The 26,866-nt window shown below is 43.2% G+C and carries 26 protein-coding genes and 2 riboswitches; of the genes, 12 read left to right on the forward strand and 14 right to left on the reverse strand.

The window, feature by feature from the left end:
* Positions 1–12: 12 nt before the first annotated feature.
* Complete coding sequence (locus EDC41_RS03990; RefSeq protein WP_006251769.1) at positions 13–909, reverse strand: metal ABC transporter substrate-binding protein; 897 nt, start codon at positions 907–909, stop codon at positions 13–15.
* Between the two features lie 259 nt (positions 910–1,168).
* Between EDC41_RS03990 and rlmN the strand changes: the two genes are divergently transcribed.
* A complete protein-coding gene (gene rlmN, locus EDC41_RS03995; RefSeq protein WP_020831129.1) occupies positions 1,169–2,329 on the forward strand; it encodes a dual-specificity RNA methyltransferase RlmN in 1,161 nt (386 codons plus the stop codon).
* Positions 2,330–2,369: 40 nt separating this feature from the next.
* Here the strand turns inward: rlmN and EDC41_RS04000 are convergent, their stop codons facing one another.
* Together EDC41_RS04000 and EDC41_RS04005 are read right to left on the reverse strand one after the other, a co-directional pair.
* Positions 2,370–2,717 (reverse strand): helix-turn-helix domain-containing protein, encoded by a 348-nt coding sequence (locus EDC41_RS04000; RefSeq protein ID WP_006251771.1) that lies wholly within the window; start codon positions 2,715–2,717, stop codon positions 2,370–2,372.
* Positions 2,701–2,952: a type II toxin-antitoxin system RelE family toxin gene (locus tag EDC41_RS04005; protein ID WP_006251772.1), complete on the reverse strand. Its 252-nt coding sequence runs from the start codon at positions 2,950–2,952 to the stop codon at positions 2,701–2,703. Before EDC41_RS04005 ends, EDC41_RS04000 begins: the two co-directional genes overlap by 17 nt.
* Before the next feature lie 219 nt (positions 2,953–3,171).
* On the opposite strand from EDC41_RS04005, the gene pilW reads away from it, so the two are divergent.
* Complete coding sequence (gene pilW / locus EDC41_RS04010) at positions 3,172–3,726, forward strand: type IV pilus biogenesis/stability protein PilW (RefSeq protein ID WP_006251773.1); 555 nt, start codon at positions 3,172–3,174, stop codon at positions 3,724–3,726.
* A complete protein-coding gene (locus EDC41_RS04015; protein ID WP_006251774.1) occupies positions 3,726–6,050 on the forward strand; it encodes a Tex family protein in 2,325 nt (774 codons plus the stop codon). Before pilW ends, EDC41_RS04015 begins: the two co-directional genes overlap by 1 nt.
* A 70-nt stretch (positions 6,051–6,120) precedes the next feature.
* Here the strand turns inward: EDC41_RS04015 and EDC41_RS04020 are convergent, their stop codons facing one another.
* Entirely contained in the window at positions 6,121–6,684 is a 564-nt protein-coding gene (locus tag EDC41_RS04020) for a nitroreductase family protein (RefSeq protein ID WP_006249720.1), read from the reverse strand.
* A gap of 107 nt (positions 6,685–6,791) precedes the next feature.
* Here EDC41_RS04020 and sppA point away from each other — a divergent pair, with 107 nt between their 5' ends.
* Positions 6,792–8,648 carry a signal peptide peptidase SppA gene (sppA, locus tag EDC41_RS04025; protein WP_006249718.1) on the forward strand — a complete coding sequence of 619 codons (1,857 nt, stop codon included), beginning with the start codon at positions 6,792–6,794 and terminating at the stop codon, positions 8,646–8,648.
* Between the two features lie 40 nt (positions 8,649–8,688).
* On the opposite strand, the gene EDC41_RS14010 is transcribed toward sppA, so the two are convergent.
* From EDC41_RS14010 to ilvG, 10 genes are all read right to left on the reverse strand, one after another.
* Positions 8,689–8,892: an autotransporter outer membrane beta-barrel domain-containing protein gene (locus tag EDC41_RS14010; RefSeq protein ID WP_006249717.1), complete on the reverse strand. Its 204-nt coding sequence runs from the start codon at positions 8,890–8,892 to the stop codon at positions 8,689–8,691.
* Positions 8,873–9,082, reverse strand: a complete 210-nt coding sequence (locus tag EDC41_RS14125; protein ID WP_080542704.1) for an autotransporter outer membrane beta-barrel domain-containing protein — start codon at positions 9,080–9,082, stop codon at positions 8,873–8,875. Before EDC41_RS14125 ends, EDC41_RS14010 begins: the two co-directional genes overlap by 20 nt.
* Positions 9,083–9,120: 38 nt before the next feature.
* A complete protein-coding gene (cytX, locus tag EDC41_RS04040) occupies positions 9,121–10,293 on the reverse strand; it encodes a putative hydroxymethylpyrimidine transporter CytX (protein WP_006249715.1) in 1,173 nt (390 codons plus the stop codon).
* Positions 10,286–11,815 carry a thiamine phosphate synthase gene (gene thiE, locus EDC41_RS04045; RefSeq protein WP_006251778.1) on the reverse strand — a complete coding sequence of 510 codons (1,530 nt, stop codon included), beginning with the start codon at positions 11,813–11,815 and terminating at the stop codon, positions 10,286–10,288. The genes cytX and thiE overlap by 8 nt, the downstream gene beginning before the upstream one ends.
* A 67-nt stretch (positions 11,816–11,882) precedes the next feature.
* A riboswitch (TPP riboswitch) is annotated at positions 11,883–11,979 on the reverse strand.
* A gap of 135 nt (positions 11,980–12,114) precedes the next feature.
* On the reverse strand, positions 12,115–13,428 hold the full coding sequence (locus tag EDC41_RS04050; RefSeq protein WP_006249713.1) for an MFS transporter: 1,314 nt from the start codon (positions 13,426–13,428) through the stop codon (positions 12,115–12,117).
* Positions 13,421–14,239, reverse strand: a complete 819-nt coding sequence (thiM, locus tag EDC41_RS04055) for a hydroxyethylthiazole kinase (protein ID WP_006249712.1) — start codon at positions 14,237–14,239, stop codon at positions 13,421–13,423. Before thiM ends, EDC41_RS04050 begins: the two co-directional genes overlap by 8 nt.
* A gap of 56 nt (positions 14,240–14,295) precedes the next feature.
* A riboswitch (TPP riboswitch) is annotated at positions 14,296–14,392 on the reverse strand.
* Between the two features lie 56 nt (positions 14,393–14,448).
* The gene (nrdD, locus tag EDC41_RS04060) at positions 14,449–16,230 is read right to left on the reverse strand and encodes an anaerobic ribonucleoside-triphosphate reductase (protein WP_006249710.1); all 1,782 of its coding nucleotides are present in this window, start codon (positions 16,228–16,230) and stop codon (positions 14,449–14,451) included.
* Positions 16,227–16,700, reverse strand: a complete 474-nt coding sequence (gene nrdG, locus EDC41_RS04065; protein ID WP_006249709.1) for an anaerobic ribonucleoside-triphosphate reductase activating protein — start codon at positions 16,698–16,700, stop codon at positions 16,227–16,229. Before nrdG ends, nrdD begins: the two co-directional genes overlap by 4 nt.
* 212 nt (positions 16,701–16,912) lie before the next feature.
* Positions 16,913–17,131 (reverse strand): acetolactate synthase 2 small subunit, encoded by a 219-nt coding sequence (gene ilvM, locus EDC41_RS04070; protein WP_006251779.1) that lies wholly within the window; start codon positions 17,129–17,131, stop codon positions 16,913–16,915.
* Positions 17,132–17,140: 9 nt separating this feature from the next.
* Positions 17,141–18,793, reverse strand: a complete 1,653-nt coding sequence (gene ilvG, locus EDC41_RS04075; RefSeq protein ID WP_006251780.1) for an acetolactate synthase 2 catalytic subunit — start codon at positions 18,791–18,793, stop codon at positions 17,141–17,143.
* Between the two features lie 341 nt (positions 18,794–19,134).
* Between ilvG and nrfA the strand changes: the two genes are divergently transcribed.
* From nrfA to EDC41_RS04115, 8 genes are all read left to right on the forward strand, one after another.
* Positions 19,135–20,637 carry an ammonia-forming nitrite reductase cytochrome c552 subunit gene (gene nrfA / locus EDC41_RS04080; RefSeq protein ID WP_006249706.1) on the forward strand — a complete coding sequence of 501 codons (1,503 nt, stop codon included), beginning with the start codon at positions 19,135–19,137 and terminating at the stop codon, positions 20,635–20,637.
* A gap of 18 nt (positions 20,638–20,655) precedes the next feature.
* Entirely contained in the window at positions 20,656–21,312 is a 657-nt protein-coding gene (gene nrfB / locus EDC41_RS04085) for a cytochrome c nitrite reductase pentaheme subunit (protein ID WP_006251781.1), read from the forward strand.
* A complete protein-coding gene (gene nrfC, locus EDC41_RS04090) occupies positions 21,312–21,989 on the forward strand; it encodes a cytochrome c nitrite reductase Fe-S protein (protein ID WP_006251782.1) in 678 nt (225 codons plus the stop codon). The genes nrfB and nrfC overlap by 1 nt, the downstream gene beginning before the upstream one ends.
* Positions 21,989–22,936, forward strand: a complete 948-nt coding sequence (gene nrfD / locus EDC41_RS04095; protein ID WP_006251783.1) for a cytochrome c nitrite reductase subunit NrfD — start codon at positions 21,989–21,991, stop codon at positions 22,934–22,936. Before nrfC ends, nrfD begins: the two co-directional genes overlap by 1 nt.
* 269 nt (positions 22,937–23,205) lie before the next feature.
* The gene (gene nrfE / locus EDC41_RS04100) at positions 23,206–25,110 is read left to right on the forward strand and encodes a heme lyase NrfEFG subunit NrfE (protein WP_006249702.1); all 1,905 of its coding nucleotides are present in this window, start codon (positions 23,206–23,208) and stop codon (positions 25,108–25,110) included.
* Complete coding sequence (locus EDC41_RS04105; RefSeq protein ID WP_006251785.1) at positions 25,107–25,640, forward strand: redoxin family protein; 534 nt, start codon at positions 25,107–25,109, stop codon at positions 25,638–25,640. Before nrfE ends, EDC41_RS04105 begins: the two co-directional genes overlap by 4 nt.
* On the forward strand, positions 25,630–26,082 hold the full coding sequence (gene nrfF / locus EDC41_RS04110; RefSeq protein WP_006251786.1) for a heme lyase NrfEFG subunit NrfF: 453 nt from the start codon (positions 25,630–25,632) through the stop codon (positions 26,080–26,082). The genes EDC41_RS04105 and nrfF overlap by 11 nt, the downstream gene beginning before the upstream one ends.
* A complete protein-coding gene (locus EDC41_RS04115; protein WP_006249699.1) occupies positions 26,069–26,830 on the forward strand; it encodes a TPR domain-containing protein in 762 nt (253 codons plus the stop codon). The genes nrfF and EDC41_RS04115 overlap by 14 nt, the downstream gene beginning before the upstream one ends.
* The last annotated feature ends 36 nt before the right edge of the window (positions 26,831–26,866 follow it).

Below are 26,866 nucleotides of genomic sequence, written 5' to 3' on the forward strand. Positions count from 1 at the left end.
TGCTAAATCTTATTATTTTTTGCTTCGTTCGAACCCTTCGACAATGGTGCCGATAGTCACTTTAAGCAAATCTAAATAGGTTGGAACCGGACCATCTTTCTCTGAAAGTGAATCCACATAAATTACGCCACCGTATAATGCACCGGTTTCTTTCGCCACTTGTTTTGCCGGTTTGTCGGAAACGGTACTTTCGCTAAACACAACAGGGATTTTGTTGGCTTTTACACCATCAATCACTTTTTTCACTTGTTTTGGCGAACCTTGCTCTTCCGCATTGATTGCCCATAAATAAAGTTCTTTTAAGTTGTAGTCTTTCGCTAAATAGCTAAATGCCCCTTCACTGGTTACTAACCAACGTTGCTGCTCAGGAATAAAAGCTAAACGTTGGCGGAGTGGCTCAGCAATACCTTTTACTTTTTCAGCATAGGCTTTTGCATTGGCATTATAGGTGTCTGCGTTTTGTGGGTCATATTTTACTAAAGCCGCACGAATATTTTCAATGTAAATTAATGCGTTATCGGTGGACATCCAAGCGTGCGGATTTGGTAGATTTTTATATTCACCTTCGGTAATCGGCATTGGGGTGATGCCTTCGGTGACGACAACCGCCGGTTTGCCTTTTACATTTTCAAAGAAACGTTCAAACCAACGCTCAAGGTTCATACCGTTCCATAACACTAAGTCTGCCTTTTGAGCTTTTACAATGTCTTTTGGTGTTGGTTGATAATCGTGAATTTCAGCACCCGGTTTAGTAATGGATTCCACAGTGGCTTTATCGCCGGCGACATTTTGTGCAATATCTTGAATCACGGTAAAAGTGGTAACTACTTTAAACGGCTCTGCCATTGCCATCGCTGCACTTAAACCAAAGGTTAATACCAATGCTTTTTTAATTGTTGATAGTTTCATTTTTAGCCTCCTTTTGTTATTGAGAATGAGAATTATCGAAAGCTATTCTATAGAACATTGGGAATGATGTAAATAGTCTTGTTTTTATAAGGTTATTCTTGATAAGTTTACTCAGGCAATTCAACTCTTTTGATTAAAAATTACTAGCCTAATCCCTCAAGAGCCAGTAAAATTGCACGCTTTAAAATCCAATCGCAAAATAAGGGCATTTGCCCTAACCTTTTGCCGTAATCCGTGTAATAACGAGGCTTTCAACTTTATGTCAGAACTGATTACCAATGCAGGCTGTGGGTCTGCTGAACAACCAAAAGAAAAAATCAATTTATTAAATCTTAATCGTCAAGAAATGCGAGAACTGTTTGCAGAAATGGGTGAAAAACCTTTCCGTGCCGACCAGCTAATGAAATGGATCTACCATTTTGGCGAAGAAAATTTCGATAATATGAGCAATATCAATAAAGTATTGCGTGAAAAATTAAAGCGTATTGCCGAAATTAAAGCCCCTGAAGTGGCGGTAGAACAACGTTCTGCAGACGGTACGATTAAATGGGCAATGCAAGTGGGCGATCAGCAAATCGAGACGGTATATATTCCTGAAGATGACCGTGCAACCCTGTGTGTTTCTTCACAAGTAGGCTGTGCCTTGGCTTGTACCTTCTGCTCAACCGCTCAACAAGGCTTTAACCGTAACTTAAGCGTGGCGGAAATTATCGGGCAAGTGTGGCGTGCTTCTAAAATTATCGGCAATTTTGGCGTGACCGGTGTTCGCCCGATTACCAATGTGGTCATGATGGGAATGGGTGAACCATTGCTGAATATGAATAACGTGATTCCGGCAATGGAAATCATGTTAGATGATTTTGCTTACGGCTTATCTAAACGTCGTGTCACGCTTTCCACTTCAGGTGTGGTGCCGGCATTAGACAAAATGCGTGAGCAAATTGATGTGGCGTTGGCAATTTCACTTCACGCTCCGAACGATGAACTGCGTGATGAATTAGTGCCGATTAATAAAAAGTACAACATCAAAATGTTGATGGATTCGGTGAATAAATACCTTGAAGTTTCTAACGCCAACCACGGCAAGGTCACGATTGAATATGTGATGTTAGATCACGTTAATGACAGCACCGACCACGCCCACCAACTTGCTGAAGTATTGAAAAACACGCCGTGTAAAATTAACTTGATTCCGTGGAACCCGTTCCCGGAAGCACCTTATGGAAAAAGCTCCAACTCTCGGGTGGATCGTTTCCAAAAAACCTTGATGGAGTACGGTTTTACTGTAACAGTGCGTAAAACACGAGGCGATGATATTGATGCCGCTTGCGGACAGCTTGCCGGCGATGTGATTGACCGCACTAAACGTACCCTTGAAAAACGTAAATTTGGGCAGGGTATTGCGGTTAAAACCCATTAATCTGAATAGTGAAAAGGCAGAGGTTCCTGCCTTTTTGTTATTAGAAATCTAATTGCTCTTCATTTAAACCCAACGCATAGGCAATTTTTATGCGGGTCGTTTTTCGTAGATTTTTTGCATTTTCGTGTTGGCTATAAGCTGATTGCGAAATCCCCAAGCGTTGTGCCACCTCTTCTTGAGTTAAACCTAAATATTCCCGCCAAGCACGCAGAGCTGAGTAGTTATTATCTAATGCAATTCCAGCAACAGCAGATGGAATACCGGTCTCTATTGCGGTTTTAATATTTGCTTTCTGCTTAAGCCATTCAAGTGTTGCTATCGGAAGTACGGCAAAGGCAGGTTTTCCTTCTTCATTATTTAAATATTGAATATTAGTAAGTTCTTTCATCTCGTTTTTTAACCTCTTCGATAGACACAATATTCATCGTTTCGCCTTCAATATTGAAAAAAATACGGTAATTTCCGACCCGAAAGCGATAATCATATTGATGATTTGTTAATGCCTTAATATTGGCACAGTAGGGAAAGTAAGCTAAATCATCACATTTTCGGCGAATTTCTGCACCAGTTGGGATTTTTCGTAATTGCTTTAAGGCTTTACGCTGGAATACCACTATTTTCATTTTTGCCTCTATTTTATAAGTTTTATAAGTTTTTTCAATGAAATTCTTATATTAAATAGAGAGTGTATTCCTACCATTTACCCTAGCACAACACCCCATTATTATTTTTGCGATCTGCGTCGAAAAATGAAAACGAAAAATTTTTCTTCTTCGCAAAAAATCGCTAGTCTTAGCGAGGATGGAACAGTAAAATTAAGCCCTTTGTTGTAGGAGAACGTTATGTTTGCAAAATTTTTTCCAAAAATGACCGCTTGTATTCTGATTTTTTTATTAGCGGCTTGTTCTTCTCTTCCCCCTTCTTCCTCTGAAGTCGAATTTAACCGCTCGGAAGCGGTAAAAGCCCGTATTAATTTGGCTTTAGCTTATCTGGAGCAAAATGATTTCCCAAAAGCTAAGCAGAATATTGATAAAGCCTTGGCTCACGATGAAAAAGATTACCTCCCTTATTCGGTGCTTGCCTATTATTACCAACAAACAGGTGATGCTGAAAATGCCGAAAAAGCTTACCAAACGGCACTGAAATTGAGTCAAAACCGCCCTGATGTGCTGAATAATTACGGCACTTTTTTATGTAAACAGGGTCAATTTCAACAGGCTTATCAGCAATTTGAGCAGGCTGTCAAAAGCAAAGCACCCTACTATCACCAAGCGGATAGCTTAGAAAATATGGTGTTATGTGCGAAAAAAGAGCCGAATCTGCAAAAAATTGCCGAAACATTGACCGAGCTTGAGAAATTGGATAAACCTCGAGCAAATTTATTGAAGGAAAACTAATGACTGACTTAAATCTAAAAATCAGCCAAATTATTGCCGGCGAACTCAACGTTGGCTCACACCAAATTCTTGCAGCCATCACGCTATTAGGTGAGGGCAATACCATTCCATTTATTGCTCGTTACCGTAAAGAAGTGACCGGCGGGCTAGACGACACCCAACTTCGCCATTTTGAAACCCGCTTAATTTATTTGCGTGAAATGGACGAACGTCGCCAAACCATTTTGAAGTCGATTGAAGAACAAGGCAAATTAACCGATGAATTAAAAGCCAAAATTCTAAGCAGTGAAAGCAAGACCGAGCTGGAAGATCTCTATTTGCCGTATAAACCAAAACGTCGCACCAGAGGGCAAATTGCGATTGAAGCAGGGTTAGAGCCATTGGCGGACAGTTTATGGAATGATCCGAAACAAGATCCTGAAACCTTAGCGGCAAACTTTGTTGATGCGGAAAAAGGCGTTGCGGATACCAAGGCCGCATTAGACGGGGCAAGATATATTTTAATGGAGCGTTTTAGCGAAGATGCTGAGCTACTTGCAAAACTTCGCCAATATTTGACCGCTTACGCCACGTTGGAATCGAAAGTGATTGACGGCAAAGAGGAAGAGGGCGAGAAATTCCGTGATTATTTTGCTCATAGCGAGCCGTTTAACAGCGTGCCTTCCCACCGTGCTTTGGCGATGTTCCGTGGGCGAAATGAAGGGGTGTTATCACTTTCATTAAATGCCGATCCGACTGCAGAAGAAGGCACAAAATCCAGCCATTGTGAAGAAATTATTCGTGAGCATTTGGGCGTGATTTTTAATAATCAACCAGCAGATAAATGGCGTGAGCAAGTGATTGCTTGGACGTGGAAAATCAAAGCAGCTCTGCATTTAGAAACCGAATTAATGGCAACCCTGCGTGAAAAAGCTGAAGAAGAGGCGATTGATGTGTTTGCCCGCAATCTCTCGGCATTATTAATGGCAGCCCCTGCCGGTGCGAGAAATACAATGGGGCTAGACCCGGGCTTGCGTACCGGCGTGAAAGTGGCGGTGGTGGATAACACCGGTAAATTGCTGGATACCGCCACAATTTACCCTCACACTGGGCGAGAGGCGGAGGCACAGCTTGCGATTTTCAGCTTAATCAAACAACACAATGTGGAACTGATTGCGATTGGTAACGGTACGGCCTCTCGTGAAACCGAACGTTTTGCCAAAGCGGTGATTAAAGAAATCAAAGAGAATAAACCGCAAACGGTGGTGGTGAGTGAGGCTGGGGCATCGGTCTATTCTGCCTCTGAATTTGCGGCTAACGAGTTTCCAAATTTAGACGTTTCATTACGGGGAGCGGTTTCGATTGCCCGCCGTTTGCAAGATCCACTTGCCGAGTTGGTGAAAATCGAACCAAAAGCGATTGGTGTTGGGCAGTATCAACACGATATAAACCAATCCCAACTTGCCCGTAAACTCGATGCGGTAGTAGAAGATTGTGTAAACGCAGTGGGCGTGGATCTGAATACAGCCTCCGCTCCGTTGCTGGCTCGGGTGGCGGGAATGACCAAAACATTGGCACAAAATATCGTGGCATTCCGTGACGAAAACGGCCGTTTTACCAGCCGCTCAGAGCTGAAAAAAGTGCCTCGTTTAGGGCCGAAAGCCTTTGAACAGTGTGCCGGTTTTATGCGAATTATCGGCGGGAAAAATGCCCTTGATGCCTCAAGCGTTCACCCGGAAGCTTACCCGGTGGTAGAAAAAATCTTACAGGCAACTACCTCAACACTTGCAGAATTAATGGGTAACAACAGCAAAATTCACTCGCTCAACGCCAAAGATTTTGTGGATGAGCAGTTTGGTTTACCAACGGTGAACGATATTTTCAAAGAGTTAGAAAAACCGGGGCGTGACCCTCGTGGAGAGTTTAAAACCGCCGTGTTTATGGACGGCGTGGAAGAAATTACCGACCTCAAAGCCGGTATGATTTTGGAGGGCACAGTGACCAATGTGGCAAACTTTGGGGCTTTTGTCGATATTGGCGTACACCAAGATGGCTTGGTGCATATTTCAATGCTCTCAAACTCTTTTGTTGAAGATCCGCACACGGTAGTGAAAGCCGGTGATGTGGTGAAAGTCAAAGTGCTTGAGGTGGACGCTGCCCGCAAACGTATTGCCCTTACGATGCGTTTAGACGACAAACCAACCGATAAAAAAGAGCCAACAAGCGGTCGAAATTCAGCAGAAATTCGCAAAAATACGCAGAAAAATGACCGCTTGCAAAGCAACAATCGCAACGCTTTTGGTAACAATGCCTTTGCCGATGCGTTAAAAGGCTGGAAGAAGTAAGGCGAAAACAGATAAAAGCAAGGGCGAAATGTTTTTCGCCCTTATTACTAACTTTTATCTGTTAACCTGCTTACTTAAGATAACGTACAAACCCCTCTAAACTTTCACTTTCAGGGGCTAATGCAATTTGCTCGCCCTCTGCCGGTGAGCCAAGCATAATTAAGGCAATGATTTTATCAGATTCTTGGCAACCAAAAGCGGAGCGAAGAGCAGAGCCGTTAATCCATTTATTGGTGATCCAAACCGTATCAAAGCCCTGTGCATTTGCCGCTAACTGAATCGCATAAGTTGCACAGCCTGCGGTAATCATTTGTTCCCAACTTGGCACTTTGGCGATGCTGTCGTCTAATGTTGCTACCACGCCGATAATCATTGGAGCTTGATTAGCTAATTTTTCCGCTTTTTTTAAGCGTTCCTCGCCCATATCAAATTCTGCTACCGCAGACTTTAAGCATTCACCAAACTGTGGCATACCGCTTTTTTCAATCACCACAAAGCGATAAGGCTTTAACCGCCCGTGATCCGGCACTCGCAAGCCGGCTTTTAGAATTTGTTCCAGTTGTTCTGCATTCGGGGCTTTATCGCCAAATTTTTTATTTGAACGGCGATGGTGTAATAAATCCAAGATTTGCATAAGCGTTCCTTTGTTAATTTTTTGCGTTCAAGTCAAGAATAGCATATTTTCTTCATTTAGCGATTGCTTTATACTGTGCCGACTGAGTTTATTTTTAGGAATTTCCGATGTTAACGATTTTAAAAGCATTTTACCGAATCTTCCGTTGTATTAGAGAGTGTGTCATTAATCTCTTTTTTATTCTGTTTATTTTGCTATTAGTGCCGGTGGTCGCATTTATCAGCTCTTCTGGCAGCACGCAAAAGCCGGTGTTCAATCAAGGGGCGTTACGTTTAAATTTAGATGGTTATTTAGCAGATAATCGGGAAGAATTCACTGATTTCTACCGCTTGGTGCAATCGGAATTAGGTAGTTCCGAGCCGTTTAAAATCTCGACTTTTGATGTGGTGCAAGCGATTAGCCACGCTAAAAATGACCCGAAAATTACCGGCTTGGTGTTAGATCTGCAAAAGCTACAAAGTGCTGATTTCAGCTCATTGGATTTTATCGGCAATGAAATCAACAACTTCAAACAATCGGGCAAGCCGGTGATTGCAGTAGGCGAAGACTACTCGCAAAAACAATATTATCTTGCTTCCTTTGCTGATGAAATTTATCTCAATAAAGTCGGTGCGGTGGATTTAAAAGGCTTAAATTATTCCAACACTTATTTCAAAACCTTGCTCGATAAAATTGAGGCTGAACCGCATATTTTCCGTGTCGGTACTTATAAATCGGCGGTTGAGCCGTTTATGCGTGATGATATGTCTGAGGAGGCGAAACAAAATGCCCGAGGCTGGTTAAACGGCACTTGGCAACAAACTGTGGCAACACTAGCTCAAAACCGCAACATTGAACCGCAAGCACTGGATTTATCGCCTGCCAATTACATTGAAAAATATAAACAAGCTAAAGGAGATGATGCTCAACTGGCATTAAATCAAAAATGGGTTAGTCAGTTAGTGTCCAGCCAAGAAAGTCGGGATAAACTGATTGCACAGTTTGGCAAAAACAGCGAAGGCAGTTATAACCAGATTGAGTTTTTAGATTATATGACTGAACTAAACGACCGCTTTGCAGAAGTGAATGCTCCGAAAATTGCGGTAGTGAATGTGGAAGGGGCGATTGCTGGCGGTGAAAGTGACGAAATGAATGTGGGCAGCGAGACGCTGGTAAAATTACTGCAACAAGCTCGAGATGACAAAAATGTGGAAGGCTTAATTCTACGCATTAACAGCCCCGGCGGCAGTGCTGTGGCGTCTGAACTGATTCGCCAAGAAGTGGAAGCCTTTCAACAAGCCGGCAAACCGGTGGTTGCTTCAATGGGCGGAATGGCAGCATCGGGCGGTTATTGGATTGCGGCTACCAGCGATAAAATTATTGCTAGCCCGAATACGCTTACCGGCTCTATCGGTATTTTCGGTTTAGCAGTAACTTTTGAAAAAACCGCTAAAAATCTCGGTGTGAGCGAAGACGGCATAGCGACTTCTGCCCTAGCACAACAAGCCGGTTTAAAAAGCCTACCGCAAGAGCAGGCAGAAGTGCTGCAAATTGGGATTGAAAACGGCTACGACCGTTTTTTAGAGCTGGTTTCTCGTGGCAGGAAAATGCCAAAAGAGGTGGTAGATAAAGTGGCTCAAGGGCAAGTGTGGCTGGGAACTGATGCGTTAAAACACGGATTGGTTGATGAGTTGGGCAATTTTAATGTGGCATATAATGCGTTATCTGAATTGATCAACCAAAAACGTGAAGCGGAAAACCAACCTAAAGTCGAACAGTTCGGCTTACAATGGTTTGCGGAGCAAGATGACAGCTTATTTGGCACGCTTGCCCGTGATTTCAAAGCTCAATTACAATTTAGCGTGGCAAATTGGCTTGATTTACCGCTGTTGAAGCAACCGCAACAACAGCTAGAGACTCTTTCACGTTTTAACGATCCGAAACAGATGTATCTTTACTGTTTAAATTGTGGGAAGATAGATTAATTATTGAATTTAAGGGCAGGTTTTCACCTGCCCTCTTAAATTACCATTGATAACGATAATTTACTAATACATTAAATGGTTGTTTCAGTTTCTTACCTGAAGCAACTGATGCCTCTAAACCTAAACGGTGATTACCGTTTCCTGCACTCAAGCCAAGTGAACCTTGCACTCTGCCCTTGTTTTCGGCAACTCCAAACTGATATTGGTTTACTTGCACTTTCGTACTATTGGCCTTTTTCAGCAATGCCGTTTACTTCCGCATAAGGTTGCAGATTCCAACCATTATTCAAGGCAAAGCCTTTTGCTACTCTTACGCCGGCACGGGCAACTAAAAGATTTAACCGTTCCTCATCGGCTTTACCGTTAATGGTGTGGTAGGCAAGTTGAGCTTGTGGTGTTACTACCCAGTCATTGTTTAAAACAAGCGACTCAATTTTAGCAAATTTTCACTCCAATTGAACCGCTTATCTTTCTATTTTGTGAACCTCCTCACAAAAATGGTGCTGAGAAAAATCACTAACATCACTGGAATGGTTAAGCCGAGTAGTAAATGCACTTGGTGGTAAGAGAGAAGGTGGTATAGCACGAAGCCGACAAGCCATAATCCGGCAGCAACCCAATCAACATTAGGCTGTGCTTGGTGGCGTTTTAACACAAAGAAATCCGCAATTTGCACGGCAATCATCGGGGCGAATACCGAGCCTATCAGCAGCAGGAAATTTTCATATTGGGTAACCGGTAAACTGATTGCCAGTAGCGTGCCGATGATTGTGACTAGAATGGCGGTTGGGGTTTCTTTGAATTTTGCCGTGATATTGCCGGCACTGACACCGGCGGAATAGGCATCAAGAAACGTGGTAGTCACAGTCGAAAGAATCATCACCATAATGCCGATAAGGCTCATTCCTGTCATTAGTAACATAGGGGCAATTTCGGTTTGCCCGGTAAATAGCACCATACCCAGACCTAACGCATACATCCACGCACTGGTGATCAAATAGCCTATGGTCGCCGAAAGGGTCGCGGCAAAAGGCTTTTTCGCTTTAGCGGTATAGTCTGATACCAAAGGTAGCCACGAAAGAGGCATAATAGTTGCTAATTCCACTGCGGTGCTAAACGGCATTTCACCCGAAACAGGAAAATTTTCCTGCCCATTCAATACCTTAATGCTTAGCCATAAGGTGAGCAAAAACATCGCTATCAATGTCACTAACTTGAATTTTCCGACCTGATTAGAGCCGGTAAATAACCATAGCACAATCAGCAACCCAAGCACGATTGCCCAAAGCGAGAAAGCCGAATATTCCCATAAGGCAAGGCTAAGGGCATTACTGATCTCTGCCCCTGTATAGATCATAATGGCTGTCCAACCAACAAGCTGTAGCACATTGGCAAGGGAGAAAAACACCGAGCCTCTGCCAAAGGAAATTTGCACCGTTTGCATCGCATTTTTGCCGGTTTTCGCCCCAATTAAGCCGGCAGCAAAAAACAAAATGCCGCCTAATAAATGCCCTAGCACTATCGCCAGCAAGCCTTGTTGCCAGCCAAGTGGGGCAATCCAAGTGCCAACCACGATTGCACTGGCACTAATGCCCGCTCCCGCCCAAATCAAACCACTGTTTAGCGTACTAAGAGTTCTATTCATTACGGCCTCCATTTGCAAATTTTGCTAAGTTTTTGACCGCTTGTTGCCAATCTTTTGCTTGGGTAACGGCACTTACCACCGCGGCACTGCCGACACCGGTATGCATTACATTTTCAATGCTTTGCTCATTAATTCCACCAATCGCCACAGTTGGAATGTTAAGCGGTGCAACGAGAGCAACATATTTGGCTAAATTTGTTAAGCCTTGTGGTTGAGACGGCATTACTTTGGTTTGAGTAGGGAAAACGTGGCCAAAAGCGATATAAGACGGTTTCACCGCCAATGCCCGCATTATTTCAAAGTAGCAGTGGGTTGAAACACCAAGCCGTAACCCAGATTGCTGAATTGCATTTAAATCGGCGGTGGCTAAATCCTCCTGCCCTAAATGCACGCCGTAAGCCTGATACTTCATGGCTAACTGCCAGTAATCATTTACAAACAAACGCACATTGTGCTGTTTCGCCAGTGCGACCGAATGGGCAATTTCTTGCTCAATCTCTGCAAGCGGTCGATTTTTGATTCTAATTTGCAAGGTTTTTACCCCTACAAGAATTAAGCGTTCAAGCCATTTAACGCTATCTACAACAGGGTAAAGCCCAAGTTGATATTCCGTTGGAGCAAAAGGCTCTTTCGGCAATTTAAGAGGGGCAGAAATCAGCTCGGTTTGTGGGAAGAAAGCGATATCATCAGGGTAGCCGGTGTGGCAAAGTGAACTTAAAGCAGTTTGCCCTCTGCCTTGTTTTTCCGATAAGCCTTTTTGCAAATAAGCGGTGGCAACAGTGACGGCATCAGCTAAATCAAAGCCGGTTGCCAACATCGCTCCAACCGCTGAAGCATAGGTGCAACCTGTGCCATGGGTATTCACACTTTGCTGTCGGGCGTGACTAAAGGCATAAATTTCATTTGCAGTCAGCAGATAATCTCTTACCGTTTCCCCCAGCCATTCAAAATGTCCACCTTTGGCTAACACGGCTTTGATTCCCTGTGCAAACAGTTTGTGGCTAGCGGTTTTCACATCACCAAAGGTCTGGATTTCTGTGTCGCTTAATAAAGCGAGTTCAGTGCCGTTTGGAGTGATTAAATCCACCAGCGGATACAATTTTTGTTGCACTATCGGCAATAAAATACTGTCGGATAACGCCTGCCCACTGCTTGCCACTGCCACAGGGTCGTAAACCACATAACAATAATGCGAGCTTTCTGCACGGATTTTTTGGATATATTCACACAAGATCTCTACTTGTGCTTGCGAGCAGAGTAAGCCGATTTTGATTGCGTTCGGGTAGCCTTGAACCAGCAAGGCTTCAAACTGTTGGCGGAAGGTGTGATCATCAACAGGCGTTACACACAGCACACCGTGCGGATGTTGAGCCGTTACAGAAGTAACTACTGAACAACCCACTAGGTTAAAATCGTGAAAGGTATGTAAATCGGTTTGCAGACCGGCACCGGCACAGGAATCTGAGCCGGCAACCGTCCAAATGACGTTAGGTTGGTATGGAGAGTTTGAATAATTAGACATCGCAAAATCCTCATAATATGCTTAGGGTTTTGCTTGCCAGAGATGTGGTAATGATCCCAAAATCTGAATTTGGGTAAAACTTGTTCCCTACGCAGGTACTAACCTACAGGTTCCACGGATCTCGCTGTTGCGATCTCAGCCTTACGGCACTCCGACAAGCGTTTTTAGTATAGCTTACAAGCGGTTATTTTTTATAAAAAAATGCAAAATATCCGTTGTGAAGTCTATTAGAGGGAAATTTGCATTCCCTCATCTTGGGGCAAGGTGGTAACTTGCCCCGTCGTTAAGTGAGTGGTTTTTTATATCTCCTCTAATTCCAAATCTTTGGTTTCGTGGACTTGCCACAATGCCCAGAAGCTCAGTAATGAGGCAACCGATAAATAGCCGCCTACACCGAATAAGCCGAAATTTTCATTGATTTTGACCGCAATAATAGTGAACACGCTAGCTCCTAAAATACCGGCAGCGGTGTAGGCAAGCGAAGCCCCTGTGTAACGTACTTCTGTTGGGAAGAGTTCGGGTAGAATTACTGCCATCGGGCCGAAGCTTAAGCCGATTAAGATCATTCCAATGGTGAGGAAAATAAAGATCGAAGTCGGTGTGCCGTTTTCGAGGAAAAACGGCATTGTTAAGCCGTAAACTACGGTTGCTCCTGTGGCAAGTAACAGCAGTAAACGGCGTCCGATTTTGTCTGAATAAATGCCGGAGAAGAAAATCGCAATGCCGAAAATCACGGAGGTAATCAGCAAATATTGGGTGTAGAGATTTACCGGTAAACCTAAGCCTGTAGCGTGTCCTGCTTGAGAAACTGCCACCGGGCTTTTGACGAAAATCGGGGTGAAAGCAACTAAAATGTAGAACAACACATAGCCGGCGGTGGCAATCAGCACGCCGATCATAAAAGGCTTGAGGTGTTGGCTAAACAAAGTTTTAAGCGGGGTATGGCGGTTTTTACCTTGTTGTTCCGCTTTAAGGAAAATCGGGCTTTCGCTGATCTTAATTCGGATATAAAGCCCAATGGCGATCATCACAATAGAAGCGACAAACGGAATTCGCCACGCCCAATCCAAGAAGGTTTGTTCACCGTAAATTAAATTCACCAAGTAGAACGCTCCGTTTGCCAACAGCAAGCCGATTGGGGCGCCCATTTGCGGAAAAATACCAAAAAATGCCCGCTTGTGTTTCGGGGCGTGTTCAGTGGCAACGAGAGCAGCTCCGCCCCATTCGCCGCCTAAGCCTAAACCTTGTCCGATTCTACAGAGGCAGAGTAACACGGTTGCCCAAATGCCAATGGCGGCATAATTAGGCAAAAGCCCGATTGCTACGGTAGATAAGCCCATTAATAAGAGCGAGGCAATCAGAGTTTGTTTGCGTCCGTATTTATCGCCGAAATGCCCGAATAAAATCGACCCCATCGGGCGGGTGAAAAAGGCAAGAGCTAGTACGGAAAGCGACATTAATTGGTTGGAAACCGGATCATCGCTATTAAAAAACTGCACATTAAACACCAGCACTGCTGCCATCGTGTAGATGTAGTTATCAAAATATTCAATCGCCGTGCCGACCATTGAGGCAACCGCCACTTTAGTTGGGTTTGAGTGAGTTTTAGACATATTCAACCCTCACATATTGCTCAACGGTTTCAGGCGTTAATGCCCCAAGGGTATCCAGCAGATTGACGGCAAATTGCCCGTATTGAGTTGGTTTGAGTGCTTGAGCAGCCACTTCGCCTGCAACGGCATAAGCGGCGCAAGCCTCAATAAGTGCGTTGAAATAGTGCTCTTTGTCGGCAACGGCTAAGAATGCCCCGCATACCGCACTTAATAAACAGCCTGAAGCGGTAATTTTGGGGAACATCGGGCTGCCGTTGTGCAATAAAGCTGTGTGTGAGCCAGAGCTTACCACATCGGTTTCACCACTGATTGCGACTAAGGTTTGGTAACGTTTGGCAATCTGTTGGGCGATTTCAACCACATTATGCGAGCCTTCGCCGGCATCAACGCCTTTGGCTTGCCATTCTACACCGGCGAGGGTAGCTAGTTCCCCCGCATTTCCACGAATGGCGGTGAAGTGAATTTGGTCGACTAAGGTTTCAACTGTTTGACGGCGGAAAGGTGTTGCTCCAACGCCGACAGGGTCAAGAATGAGCGGAATACCTAAACGGTTGGCGGTTTTGCCAGCAAGCTCCATTGCTTCTACTTCTTTGCCGATAAGCGTGCCGATATTAATCACCACGGCGTTACTGAGTGCCGGCACGGATTCCATCTCCTCAATAGCAGCTGCCATAATGGGAGAAGCACCAAGAGCCAATAAGCCGTTGGCAGAAAAATTAGCGGCAACAATGTTGGTAATGTTGTGAACAAGCGGTCGATTTTGTCGAATTTTTTGCAAATAATGCGAGTGATAGGGGAGTGATGTGGTCATCGTTTATTCCTTAATATGATTGAAAAACAACGCACCAACACCAACGGGGAATAGATGGGTTTACGCCTTTAGTTTCCTACGTCAGTGCTAACTGCATCAGGTTCAACGGGTATTTCTCAGCTTGCCCTTAGGCAAGCACCCCGACTAAATGAGGCTTTAATATAATCACTAAAAAAGCGGTTGTAAAGGGCTACAACTGCAGTTTTCAATTAAGCTGCTTCTCGGTGATAGAAACGCAAGCTGTGCTCTTTTTGGCGGGCGGAACTAAAGGCGGAGACTCGTTTTAAATAGCCGATTACCCGAGTGCCGTAATCAATATTATCGGAGCCACATTTGCTACAACTGTGCAACGTGCGTTTGTCGATGTGGCTACATTCGTTGCAAATCGTGATTTTAACGTTAATACAAAAATAATTGCAGCCGGTTTTAGCGGCGGTATCCAGCAAGGAGCGATATCCGGTTTGGGTTAAGGCTTCGTCTAAATTCAAGTGTAGAGCGGAGCCTCCGTCCAGCCATTCAATCAGCTCTCTGCCGTGCAGTAAGAATTTATCCAAAGCATTAATTTCTTCATCTTCTACCACATAGAAATAGGAATTGTAGCAATCTCGTGGTACGAAATAGCCGTCCTCTTTGTCCCATTTGGCGTTTTTGACCCCTAAATTTTCAGCAGGCACAAATTCGGTATTAAATTTTACCCCATACTTTTCACCGGCTGCTTGGTTAGCTTGGAAAATAATTTTTAACCGAGATTGCACAAAATCAATATAGTCTGGATTGTAACCTACGGTTAAACCTTGTGATTCAGCAGCTTCTGCCATTCCGTTAATGCCAATAGTTAGGAATTGTTTATGCAGTGAAATAAAACCGGCATCGTAAACCGGCAACATACCGGCAGCTAAATACTCTTCCATCAGTTTGCGGTAAGCGTATTGATATTTATGGATCTTGCTGACTTCTTCGCTTAAATCACGGTTATCTTGCACCAAACGGTTCATATTAATAGTAATTACATTGATTGAACCTGTCGCAACACCTCCAGCCCCTAATGAATAGGAGAAGCTATGATCGCTGATTTCATTTCTCAAGCGGCAGCAAGAAGCAAGGGAATCCGGATTATCTGATTGATAAATAAAGAATGAATTGCCTTGAGATAGCTCTTTTGCCATTTGATTGGCAAACTCGTCATCTTTACATTTGCCCTTTTCGGTAAGCATTGCTGCGGTCACAACAGGGAAAGTGAGAATCGCTTTGCTTCGCTCTTTATTGAACCATTGCATAAAGAAAAGTTGTAATTTTGAAGTGGTTTCCCAATTTGGTTTCTCAAAATCAGGAAAAACAAAACGGCTAAACATCGCTTCAAAATAGAATTTGTCATACACTGAAATATTCCAAAAGACGCTTTGATAACCACGAGCGGCTGCCGGTTGGTTGATGCTATACACAACCTGCTGCAGGTGGTTTTCAATATCTGAACGATGAGTCTGTAAGTAATTATCGCCGTAATCTTTGCGGGCAAAATAGTCAAAATAGGTCAGAAATTCAACCGTGGCGACTGCACCGGCAAACTGAGAACTGACTGCAAAGACAAAATTGATAAAAGAACCGCAGAATGAGGCTAAATGTTTCGGGGCTTTGGATTCGCCGCCGAGTTTAGTCAAACCATCACGCAAGAAAGGGTACATAGTGACTGAAACGCAGTAGGGTTTTAGGCTGGTTTCATCGTGTACGTAAATTTCGTGTGCTTCGATTTGACGTAAATATTCACAAGCGGTTTCTTTTCCAAAAATTTTTGCAATTTTTTCACTCACTTTTGCTCGGTTGATTTGCACAAAAAAATCTTTCATTAGCTCCTGTTCCATTGTCGCTATGTTTTTTTGCGTGACGTTAGCGTTGGCGTCCATTTTTGAACCGTCTGCGGCATTTTTGGCTTGAATATATTGGTTAATGAAATGTAGTTTTCCGTCTAATTGTGTCGGTTGTAAGCGAATCATATTGAAGCTCCTCGAATAAAAAGATGGTTAAGATTTTGGTTATTGCGTAAATCAGTAAAGCGTTGGTTGGTGGTTAAACTTTCCAATCCTCCTCGTTCGGCAATCCAACGCCCGGTTTTTAAGTAGGTTAGCTCGTGTAATAAAGTCTCGGCGATTTCGTGCTGCTCCAAACCACTATAAAGACAGGTGTTTAGCCCCTGTTTTTTTGCCAGTTGCAACAGCGGCAGTAATTTTTCTGCTTCCCATTCTCCGCCCATAAACAATACGCAGCTAATTAAGCCTTGGTAGCGTTTTAGGCGTTCAGAGAGATATTCACTGCTAAGCTCTTTCCCAAGACAGGCTTTCCAGCTATCCGCACTATGGCAACCTTTACAGCCAAGCGGGCAGCCTGTAATCAGAAAAGCAAGTGAGGTCTCATTCGGCACTTCTTGCCAAACAATTTGTTCCGAGCTGAATCTGAGATTTTCCATTACTAATTCATTAACACAATATATTGTGTTTTTTAACATTATTTAACACTATATATAGTATGTTAGATCTGTTGAATGGGAAAATAAAGAGCAATAAGTGAAAAAAAAGAGTTGAAATTTGAAGAAATGAATAAAATCAAAAGGATAGCGAATGATAAATTTTAAGCATAAAAAAGCCGTGTATTTTTTTACACGGCGAATGAAAAGTCTGATTAATTGATTTCAATGATATCAAACAGTTTTTCTAATTGATGGCTTAAAAGAGAGAGTGGACGTTTACTTGCTAATGTAAAATTTAGGTTAAAGGTGCTGTCTGTTGATTCTACATTTAAGCATTTCACCTCAAAACCACGGTGACGTATAACCCGTAAAATACGCTCTAAGGTTTCAGGGCGTTTGTTAGCTTTAAGCGTTAATTGATATTCTTCCATCTTATTCTCCTATACCTCATCGTCTAACATATCGGCATTACACGCCCCCGGCGGCACCAGTGGCCAAACGTTATCTTCCTGTGGAATACAAACGTGAAGTAAGTAAGCCCCTTTGGCATTGAGCATTCTGTCTATTGCATCTGACACTTCGCTCGCTTTCTCAATTCGCTCACCGTCAATATCAAAGGCTTTCGCCAACAACACAAAATCAGGGTTATCATCTAAAATGGTTTGGCTGTGTCGCCCGTGGAAGAACAGCGATTGCCATTGGCGAACCATACCTAAACGTTGGTTATCCAGTAATAGGATTTTGACCGCTAAATCAGCTCTTTTAAGCGTGCCGAGTTCTTGAATATTCATCATAATCGAGCCATCACCGGTAATTAAAATAACCTGATCTTCCGCTCGAGCTTTGATTGCCCCAATCGCCGCAGGCAAGCCAAAACCCATAGAGCCAAAACCGGCAGAGGTGATATAGTTTTTCGGATCGTGATAAGTTAAATGTTGTGCCGACCACATTTGATGCTGCCCTACATCGGTAGTGACGATGCTGTTTTTGGCTTTCCGCTGTGAAAGCGTGTGTAATAACGCCACGGCATCAATATTGCCATCACCACTATTTTCTTGATATTGAAAGTCAAATTGCTGCTTTAAATTACGCACATCTTCACGCCATGGTTCAATATCTAACGGTTGAGCCAAGTAATTCACGGCTTCAATCAAATTCCCTTTTAAGGCAACTTGTGCTTGACGGAGCTTGTTGATTTCCGCATTGTCGATATCAATGTGAATCACTTTAGCGTGAGGGGCAAAAGTGTCTAATTTGCCGGTAACACGGTCATCAAAGCGGGCACCACAGGCAATGAGTAAATCACACTCTTGTACCGCGTAATTTGCTGCTTTTGTGCCGTGCATACCGATCATTCCCATATAGAGCGGATCGGTTGGATCGATAGTGCCTAACCCTTTTAAGGTAGAAACAGACGGAATATTTGCAATTTTTACAAAATTTCTGACCGCTTGTACACCATCAGCCATACTAACGCCACCGCCGACATAAAGTACCGGGCGTTTGGCGGTGGCTAATAATTGTTTGGCAACCACTAATTTGTTGGGATCTTGTGCATCGGCAGGTTCTTTAGGATAAACGATAGGCAGAGCCGAAGTTTGAGCTAGTTGCACATCACGTGGAATATCGACCAGCACCGGACCAGGTCTGCCACTTTGTGCAATTTGGAATGCGAGGGCTAAAATTTCAGGGAGCTCCTCAATATTCTGAACAATAAAACTGTGTTTAGTGCAAGCGAGTGACAAACCTAGTACATCAGCTTCTTGGAAGGCATCAGTGCCGATTAAATGGCTGGCAACTTGTCCGGTAATTGCTACCACAGGAATAGAATCAAGTGCGGCATCGCCTAAACCGGTGATTAAATTAGTTGCCCCAGGGCCGGAGGTCGCAATACAAACCCCTACTTTACCTGTTGCACGGGCATAACCGATAGCTGCCATTGCAGCACCTTGTTCATTGCGGCAAAGTAAATGATCTAAGCCTGAATCATAAATTGCATCATAGGTAGGCATAATAGCCCCGCCCGGATAGCCAAAAAGTGTCGTTACCCCGTGAGCTTTTAAACTCTCGGTGATAAATCTTGCTCCATTCATGGATGTTGTGTCCTTAATATTTTTATTATTTTAAAACCAGGCAATATAGATAACATAAATTCCCTGTTTTTTAAACTTTATTTTCAGTAAAAATAAATAGGATTCCATCATTTATTTGGACAAATAAAAGTCGTTTTTATTTAGGTAGAGAAAGGAGTTACTACTTAAGAGGTATTTTGGCAAATTTTATTGATTTAATTCAATAAATCTTCATTTTGATATAGTCGGCTTGGTTTAAATTTCATATTCTCGCAACTGAATATCAGGGATTATCTTATTAATTTTAATAGGAAAAATTCTTATTTTTATCTAATTATTTTTACCTGAGTGGGAGAGCCAAAATGAAATTTTTAATAAAAAGCCTAGCTGTGGCAACAATTTCAATATTGGGGTGTTTACAAACTGCTTTAGCTGAAGAGGCGAAAACTGAATCATTAACAGATAAAGCAGTTAAGCATGAAAAATTAGGCGTGAAAATTGAGTCTGCAAACCACCTATTTGCAGAAAAATATCCGCTACAATACGATTCTTGGAAGTCAACTGCAAAATCCACAGATCGAGGAAGTGCGTTAGAGGCTGACCCTCGTTATGTTATTTTGTGGGCAGGCTATGCTTTTGCGAAAGATTATAATAAACCACGAGGTCACTTTTATGCAGTTACCGATGTGCGTGATATTTTGCGTACCGGCGCGCCTAAAGATGAAAATGATGGTCCACAACCTATGGCTTGTTGGACATGTAAAGGCCCTGATGTTCCACGCTTAATTGAGGAGAAAGGTGAGCGAGGATATTTTGATCCTAAATGGGCGAAATATGGTGCTGAAATTGTAAACTCAATAGGTTGTGCAGACTGCCATGACACGACATCAGAAGAGTTTAAACAAGGTAAACCTGCACTACGTGTTGCACGTCCTCACGTATTACGTGCATTGAATACGGTTGGTTGGAAGTTTGAGGATTTAGATAAACATGGTAAACGCCCTGCTGTGTGCGCTAACTGCCATGTGGAGTACTATTTCAAAAATAAAACAGATGTAACTTTCCCTTGGGATAAAGGTGTAGATGTAGATAGCATTGAAAAATACTACGATGAAATCAATTTTACAGACTGGACTCATGCTTTATCGAAAGCTCCGATGCTAAAAACGCAGCACCCAGATTTTGAAGTTTGGTCACAAGGTACACATGGGAAAAATGGTGTAACCTGTATTGATTGCCATATGCCAAAAGTGAAAGACAAAGACGGCAAAGTTTATACTGACCACAAAATCGGTAATCCGTTTGACCAATTTGAAGCGACTTGTAAAACTTGTCATGAACAAAGCAAAGAAACATTGGAAAAACGTGTAAAAGAGTATAAACACGAAGTAAAAGAGGCAATGATTCGCTTAGAAGATCAATTAGTGAAAGCTCACTTTGAAGCGAAAGCTGCTTGGGAAGCTGGAGCAACTCAAGAAGAGATGAAAGAGATCTTAATGGCAATTCGTCACGCTCAATGGCGTTGGGATTACTCTGCGGCAGGTCACGGTAACCACTTCCACGCACCTGATGTAATGTTACGTACCATCGCAACAGGTATCGACCGTGCAGCAGATGCCCGTGCTAAATTAGGTGTAGTGTTAGCGAAACACGGTGTAACAACGCCAGTGGCGATTCCGGACATCTCAACTAAAGAGAAAGCACAACTTGCTATTGGTTTAGATATTCCTAAAGAGCAAGCAGCAAAAGATGAGTTCTTAAAAACTGTGGTTCCTCAATGGGAAAAAGAAGCTCGTGCTAAAGGTTTATTACCCGCAGAAGAAGCAGACAAACCGGTAGCAGCACCAAAAGCAGAAGCAAAATAATGTAGCTTGAGGTGAACTATGAAAAAATTAATCTCAAAAGCAGGACGAGCAGTCGCCCTCATACAAGCGGTCGTATTTGCAGGTTTTTTTGCAATTTCCAGTGCGAATGCGTTAATGCCTGAGCAGCCAAAACCTCTTTGGCAATCAGAAACGGCTGATGATGCAAAAGTAGCTCAAGATGCACGCCGTGATCCAAATAAATATTGTACTCAATGTCACGAATCGGCAAACGCAACAGGTAAGCCTTTCCATCACGCAGGCAAACATTTCCAAAAAGATGTGAAAAGCCCGAATAATGGAGAGCCACTCACTTGTGTAAGTTGCCACGGTAATATTTCTGAAAGCCACCGCAAAGGGGCAAAAGACGTAATGCGTTTTAACCCACACGGTAAAGCAAGTAACCCATCACTTGAACGTTCGGTAAATGAGCAAAATCAAGTCTGTTTTGCTTGCCATACGGCAGAGAAATTGCGTGAAAAATTCTGGGCTCACGACACGCACGCAACTAAAATTGCTTGTACCAACTGTCATGAAATTCACCCGGAAAAAGATCCGATGAAAGACATTCCTGAAAAAGATCGCATTAAACTTTGTACGGATTGTCATACCAAAATTCATTCAGGCGAATTTAAAAATCCTGAAATGAAAGCCACAGAAGCAAAAGGAACAAAATAATGACTTGCACCCGTAGAGATTTCGTCTCAGGGGCAGGTGCTATCGCAGTTGTGGCAAGTACAGGGCTTGCCACCTCCATAACTCTTGCTACTGAGAAAGAACAAAAGAAAATCCGCTATGCGATGGTTCACGATGAAACTGCCTGTATCGGCTGTACGGCTTGTATGGACGCTTGTCGCACCACCAACAAAGTGCCGGAAGGGGTTTCTCGTTTAGAAATTATCCGTAGTGAGCCTTTCGGTGAGTTTCCGAACGTACAATATGAGTTTTTCCGCCAATCTTGCCAACACTGTACCAATGCACCTTGTGTGAGTGTTTGCCCGACCGGTGCTTCATTTATCGATCCTGAAACCGGGATTGTTGATGTACACTCAGATTTGTGTGTCGGTTGCCAATACTGTATTGCGGTTTGCCCGTATCGTGTACGTTTTATTCACCCTGAGAAAAAATCGGCGGATAAATGTAACTTTTGCCGAGATACCAATCTTGCAGAAGGCAAACAGCCTGCTTGTGTAGAGGCTTGTCCGACTAAAGCTTTAACCTTTGGTGATATGAATGATCCAAGTAGCGATATTTTCCATAAAGTGAAAAATAATCCGGTTTATCGCACCAAAACGGCATTAGGCACGGAGCCGAATTTATATCACATTCCATTTGGTAAAGGAGAACATAGATAATGAATGAATATGTACCTTTCCAAACCCCAAACCTTGTTTGGGATGGCACTATCGCTATTTACTTATTCCTACTTGGTATTTCATCAGGTGCGGTTCAGTTAGCGATTGCTTACCGTAATAGCGGTGTCAAAATGGAAAAACCAAGCCAAAACTGGATTATTCGTAGTGCGGCTATTCTTGGCACATTACCAACCATTATCGGCTTACTGTTACTGATTTTCCACTTAACCAAACCTTGGACATTCTGGAAATTAATGTTCAACTATAACTTTACCTCAGTAATGTCGATGGGGGTAATGTTATTCCAACTTTATATGGCAGTATTGGTGGTTTGGATCGCCATAATGTTTAAAGATTGGATTGTTCGGTATCTACCTGTGGTCTCTGGTTTGATCGATTTTGCCGAAGCGAAGCTGTTAAAACCAATTGAATTTATCTTATTCGTATTGGCTGCTGTACTTGGTGCTTACACCGGTTTCTTACTCTCGGCGTTAGTGAGTTATCCAATGCTCAACAACCCGGTGTTACCGGCATTGTTCTTGGCATCAGGGGCATCGTCAGGTATTGCAGCAACTTTCCTAGTGATTTTACTCGCAGGCAAGTTATCCGGTGAAAGCCACGAAGTCCACTTTATGCACAAATTTGAAGTGCCGATTATGGTAACCGAATTAGGCTTAATTGTAGCGTTCTTTGTGGGCTTACACTTCGGTGGAGCAGATAAATCGCTCGCTTTAACCAATGCACTTAACGGCTTCTGGGGGAATGTGTTCTGGATAGGCGTAATGTTAATCGGTATTGCGATTCCGCTTGTTGCCAATATTTTTGGTAGCCACCGCTTGAAACATAACGTGAAATTTATTATCTTAATTTCCGTTTTCGACTTAATCGGTGTACTCTGCTTGCGTTACTTTATCCTTTATGCAGGGCAACTAACGGTTGCAAGTTAGGATATACTCTCTCCCCTTGTGGGACAAATGTTTACATTTGAACGTTGGCTTTGCCAACGGCTCCGAAGGAGCGAGCGTAGCGAGTATTGAGACCGAAAAATATTTCGTTCAGAAATATTTTTCAGAGAGAGGGAGTATTGTTATTTTTAGCAAAATTATTTAATTCCCCTCTCCCTGATTTTTCTTCTGAACGAAGAAAAATCTGTCCCTCTCCCACAAGTGGAGAGGGCTTTTTTTACATTCACAAGCGGTCATTTTTTGGATTTTTTATGCTACCGGAACTCGGCTATTTTTCACTTTTATTGGCTGCAATTAGTGCCATTTTTCAAGTTGGTTTTGCACTTCTAGGCGAAGTTCGCAAGCAATATCATTGGCTGGCATTGGCTCCGCTTTTCACTTATTTGCAAGCTGCTTTTACCACATTTTCCTTTTCTACCTTAGCTTATGCTTTTCTAACCGATGATTTTTCGGTTATCTACGTTGCCGCTCATTCCAACAGCCAGCTCCCCGATTTTTTTAAATTTGCCGCCACTTGGGGCGGACACGAAGGTTCAATGCTGTTTTGGCTCACCGCTCTTGTGATTTGGTCTGCGGTATTTTGCAAATTTTCGCAAAAAATTGACCGCTTGTTTGCCAACCGAACCTTAGCGATGTTAGGGCTAATTGCACTAGGTTTTCTACTTTTCATTCTATTGGTTTCCAGCCCATTTGAACGTGGCTTTCCACCACCACCTGAAGGGCGAGATCTCAACCCAATGTTGCAAGATATTGGGCTCATCTTTCACCCGCCTTTGCTCTACTTGGGCTATGTCGGCTTTGCGGTGAGCTTTGCAATGATTGTCGCCGCCCTCGTTTCAGGCGGAATGGACGCTGCGATTATGCGTTGGCTTCGTCCGTGGACGATGATTTCGTGGGGATTTCTCACCGCCGGCATTATTTTAGGGGCGTGGTGGGCATATTACGAACTCGGCTGGGGTGGCTGGTGGTTTTGGGATCCGGTGGAAAATGCCTCCCTAATGCCTTGGCTACTTGGCACCGCATTGGTGCATAGTTTAATTGTGAGCCAACAGCGTGGCATTTTCTATTATTGGACGATTCTACTTGCCATTTTCGCCTTTGCTTTAAGCCTATTAGGCACGTTTATTGTTCGTTCGGGTGTACTGACCTCGGTTCATGCCTTTGCGGTCGATCCCGACAGAGGAATGGCACTGCTGATCTTATTCTTCGGCTTAAGTTTCATTGCCCTTGCTCTGTTTGCATTCCGAGCGAATCTCTGGCAAGGCAAAGTGCGTTTCAACTTACTTTCTAAAGAAACGGCATTTTTATTGATTAACGGCTTATTTAGTGTGGCTGCTTCTGTGGTATTGCTGGGGACTTTCTACCCGATGATCTTCACAGTGATGAATTGGGGATCGATTTCAGTGGGGGCCCCCTATTTCAATAGCGTATTCACGCCACTAGCGTTACTGTTAATGATAGTAATGGGCTTTGCGGTGGTGCTGGGCTGGAAACAGATTTCAAATAAGCAGATATTGGTAAAACTTTGGTTGCTGCCGATTGCAGTCGGTTTAGCGTTAGGGTTGATTTATGCCTCCATCTCGCAAAGAGAGCATTTTGCTTTGCAGCCGTTACCCACCATATTTATCAGCCTTGCGATCTGGATTATTCTCACTCATTTGCCCTATTCGCAAAAAATGTGGCAAATTCGACCGCTTGCGATGCGGTTAGCCCATATCGGCTTTGCGGTTTGCGTGATTGGGGCAATGATGAACAGTTATTACGGCGATGAAATCGGCGTGCGGTTAAAGCCGAATCAAGCAGCGGAACTTGCCGGTTATACCTTTAAATATGAAGATTATCACGATCTCATCGGTCCGAACTACACCGCCGAGCAAGCCGTTTTTTCTATCAGCCGAGATGAACAGTTGCTGGCAACCGTCACACCGGAAAGACGCTATTATGATGTAAGAACGATGACAATGGCAGAAGTAGGGCTTTTCCACCACAATTTAGACGATATTTATATTGTGATGGGGGATAAGTTCGGCAATTTAGAATATGCCTTCCGTTTGCACTATAAGCCTTATGTGCAAGCCTTATGGTTAGGTGGTATGATGATGGTAATGGCCGCCCTGTTGGCATTATTCGGTTATCGTAGAGAAAACAAAAAATGAAAAAAATCCTGTTACTTATTCCGCTCCTGTTACTTGTAGTTATTGTTGGCTTTTTGACTGTGCCGTTAATGAATAAAGATGCCCTTGCTCCCACTGAAGATTGGCAGGGCAAGCCGTTTCCAGAGTTTGTAGGCAAGAACTTACTTGATAGTAACGCGCATTTAAATAACAACAGCTTGCCGAAAGAGCCTTATATTCTCAATGTGTGGGCGAGCTGGTGTACTTGGTGCATTAAAGAGTTCCCGATTTTGTTGGAGCTAAAACAAAAAGGCGTGCCGATTGTCGGCTTAACTTATAGCGACCGCCCAAATGATGCCCTCAACGCATTGAAAAACTGGGGAAATCCGTTTAGTTTAATTATTGATGATTACGAAAAAGGCTTTTTGATCCAAACCCTGAAAGTCTCTTCTGCACCTTCCAGTTATTTGATTGATAAACACGGTGTAGTGCGTTACCAACAAAAGGGTTACAACCCTGATTTTGCACAGGATTTCCTACCCAAATTAGAGGCTCTCAGAAATGAGAAATAGCATAATTTCCATCGGCTTTTTGCAAAAAATCCGCAAAATATTACCGCTTGTATTTGGCTTGTTGCTATTTGTCGGCACGGTTCAAGCTGAAATGGTGGACACCTTTCAATTTCAAAATGAGGCGGATCGGGTACGGGCGATTTCACTGGCTCGTTCGTTGCGATGTTTGCAATGTCAGAACCAAAATTTGGTCGAATCCAATGCGACGGCGGCTTACAATATGCGAATTGAAGTGTATGAAATGGTGAATCAAGGGAAAAGTAATGAGGAAATTATCCGCATTATGACCGAGCGTTTCGGCAGTTTTGTGAATTACGATCCACCATTCACGCCACAGACATGGGTATTATGGGGCTTGCCGGTTGGCTTGTTTAGCCTGTTATTTCTAGCTATTTTGTGGCGAACTAGCAAAAATAAAGGCAACAAAAATGAAAACGCGTGAGCAATTAAGCCAAGAAAACTACCAACAAGCGGTTAAATTTGCCCAACATTTTGCAGATGACGTCAGACAAGAGTTTGAGCGTGAGGCAGAGCAACGTTACCAATTTGAACGAACGCAATTTGAACAGAGCGTTTTGCAAAATAATGCTCAAAATCGACCGCTTGCTAAAATCGCAAGCCTGAGTTGCGTGGCGATTTTGTTGTTAGCAATGACTTACTATGGGCTTTCCGGACGTTATCAAGTGGTGCAATCAGGTTTGCAACAACATCAAGATTTTCAACAACAGATGAGCGATGCACACGGCACATCGAAAAATGAACGCTATATTTTGAGTCTGCAAAACCAGCTTCGAGAAAACCCGAATAACGGTGATTTATGGTACGAACTAGGGCAGGCTTATGCGTTAAGCAATGATTTTGATTCGGCACTGGTTTGCTACGATAATGCCGAGAAGCTACTCGGAAAACGAGCGGCTATTTTGGGGGCGATTGCCACCGCTCGTTATTACGATAACGGGCAGAAAATGACCGTTGAAATTCAAGCCATTATCGAGCAAGCCCTACAGTTGGATAAAAATGAAAATGCCAGTTTACTCCTGCTAGCCTCCGACAGCTTTTTAAATAACAATTTTCAACAAGCTCTCGATAATTGGCGTAAAGTGTTAGATAGCAATAATGATTCTATCAACCGCAGAGCGATTATCCAAAGTATGGAAATGGCACGACAGATGTTAAATTCCCAGCAATAACAAAAGCCGATGATTTTTGTCATCGGCTTTTGTTTG

It is taken from the genome of Mannheimia haemolytica, assembly GCF_004342115.1.
Classification (GTDB): Bacteria; Pseudomonadota; Gammaproteobacteria; order Enterobacterales; family Pasteurellaceae; genus Mannheimia; species Mannheimia haemolytica.

What these genes read in the sequence shown, in the direction of transcription:
- nrfA (WP_006249706.1), top strand. Translation starts at nt 19,135, where the DNA reads ATGAAATTTTTAATAAAAAGCCTAGCTGTGGCAACAATTTCAATATTG.
- thiM (WP_006249712.1), bottom strand. Translation starts at nt 14,239, where the DNA reads ATGACCACATCACTCCCCTATCACTCGCATTATTTGCAAAAAATTCGA.
- nrdG (WP_006249709.1), bottom strand. Translation starts at nt 16,700, where the DNA reads ATGGAAAATCTCAGATTCAGCTCGGAACAAATTGTTTGGCAAGAAGTG.
- EDC41_RS04105 (WP_006251785.1), top strand. Translation starts at nt 25,107, where the DNA reads ATGAAAAAAATCCTGTTACTTATTCCGCTCCTGTTACTTGTAGTTATT.
- EDC41_RS04050 (WP_006249713.1), bottom strand. Translation starts at nt 13,428, where the DNA reads ATGTCTAAAACTCACTCAAACCCAACTAAAGTGGCGGTTGCCTCAATG.
- EDC41_RS03990 (WP_006251769.1), bottom strand. Translation starts at nt 909, where the DNA reads ATGAAACTATCAACAATTAAAAAAGCATTGGTATTAACCTTTGGTTTA.
- nrdD (WP_006249710.1), bottom strand. Translation starts at nt 16,230, where the DNA reads ATGATTCGCTTACAACCGACACAATTAGACGGAAAACTACATTTCATT.
- EDC41_RS04005 (WP_006251772.1), bottom strand. Translation starts at nt 2,952, where the DNA reads ATGAAAATAGTGGTATTCCAGCGTAAAGCCTTAAAGCAATTACGAAAA.
- EDC41_RS04015 (WP_006251774.1), top strand. Translation starts at nt 3,726, where the DNA reads ATGACTGACTTAAATCTAAAAATCAGCCAAATTATTGCCGGCGAACTC.
- EDC41_RS04000 (WP_006251771.1), bottom strand. Translation starts at nt 2,717, where the DNA reads ATGAAAGAACTTACTAATATTCAATATTTAAATAATGAAGAAGGAAAA.
- pilW (WP_006251773.1), top strand. Translation starts at nt 3,172, where the DNA reads ATGTTTGCAAAATTTTTTCCAAAAATGACCGCTTGTATTCTGATTTTT.
- EDC41_RS04115 (WP_006249699.1), top strand. Translation starts at nt 26,069, where the DNA reads ATGAAAACGCGTGAGCAATTAAGCCAAGAAAACTACCAACAAGCGGTT.
- nrfD (WP_006251783.1), top strand. Translation starts at nt 21,989, where the DNA reads ATGAATGAATATGTACCTTTCCAAACCCCAAACCTTGTTTGGGATGGC.
- cytX (WP_006249715.1), bottom strand. Translation starts at nt 10,293, where the DNA reads ATGAATAGAACTCTTAGTACGCTAAACAGTGGTTTGATTTGGGCGGGA.
- ilvG (WP_006251780.1), bottom strand. Translation starts at nt 18,793, where the DNA reads ATGAATGGAGCAAGATTTATCACCGAGAGTTTAAAAGCTCACGGGGTA.
- EDC41_RS04020 (WP_006249720.1), bottom strand. Translation starts at nt 6,684, where the DNA reads ATGCAAATCTTGGATTTATTACACCATCGCCGTTCAAATAAAAAATTT.
- ilvM (WP_006251779.1), bottom strand. Translation starts at nt 17,131, where the DNA reads ATGGAAGAATATCAATTAACGCTTAAAGCTAACAAACGCCCTGAAACC.
- nrfB (WP_006251781.1), top strand. Translation starts at nt 20,656, where the DNA reads ATGAAAAAATTAATCTCAAAAGCAGGACGAGCAGTCGCCCTCATACAA.
- nrfC (WP_006251782.1), top strand. Translation starts at nt 21,312, where the DNA reads ATGACTTGCACCCGTAGAGATTTCGTCTCAGGGGCAGGTGCTATCGCA.
- sppA (WP_006249718.1), top strand. Translation starts at nt 6,792, where the DNA reads ATGTTAACGATTTTAAAAGCATTTTACCGAATCTTCCGTTGTATTAGA.
- nrfE (WP_006249702.1), top strand. Translation starts at nt 23,206, where the DNA reads ATGCTACCGGAACTCGGCTATTTTTCACTTTTATTGGCTGCAATTAGT.
- rlmN (WP_020831129.1), top strand. Translation starts at nt 1,169, where the DNA reads ATGTCAGAACTGATTACCAATGCAGGCTGTGGGTCTGCTGAACAACCA.
- thiE (WP_006251778.1), bottom strand. Translation starts at nt 11,815, where the DNA reads ATGTCTAATTATTCAAACTCTCCATACCAACCTAACGTCATTTGGACG.
- nrfF (WP_006251786.1), top strand. Translation starts at nt 25,630, where the DNA reads ATGAGAAATAGCATAATTTCCATCGGCTTTTTGCAAAAAATCCGCAAA.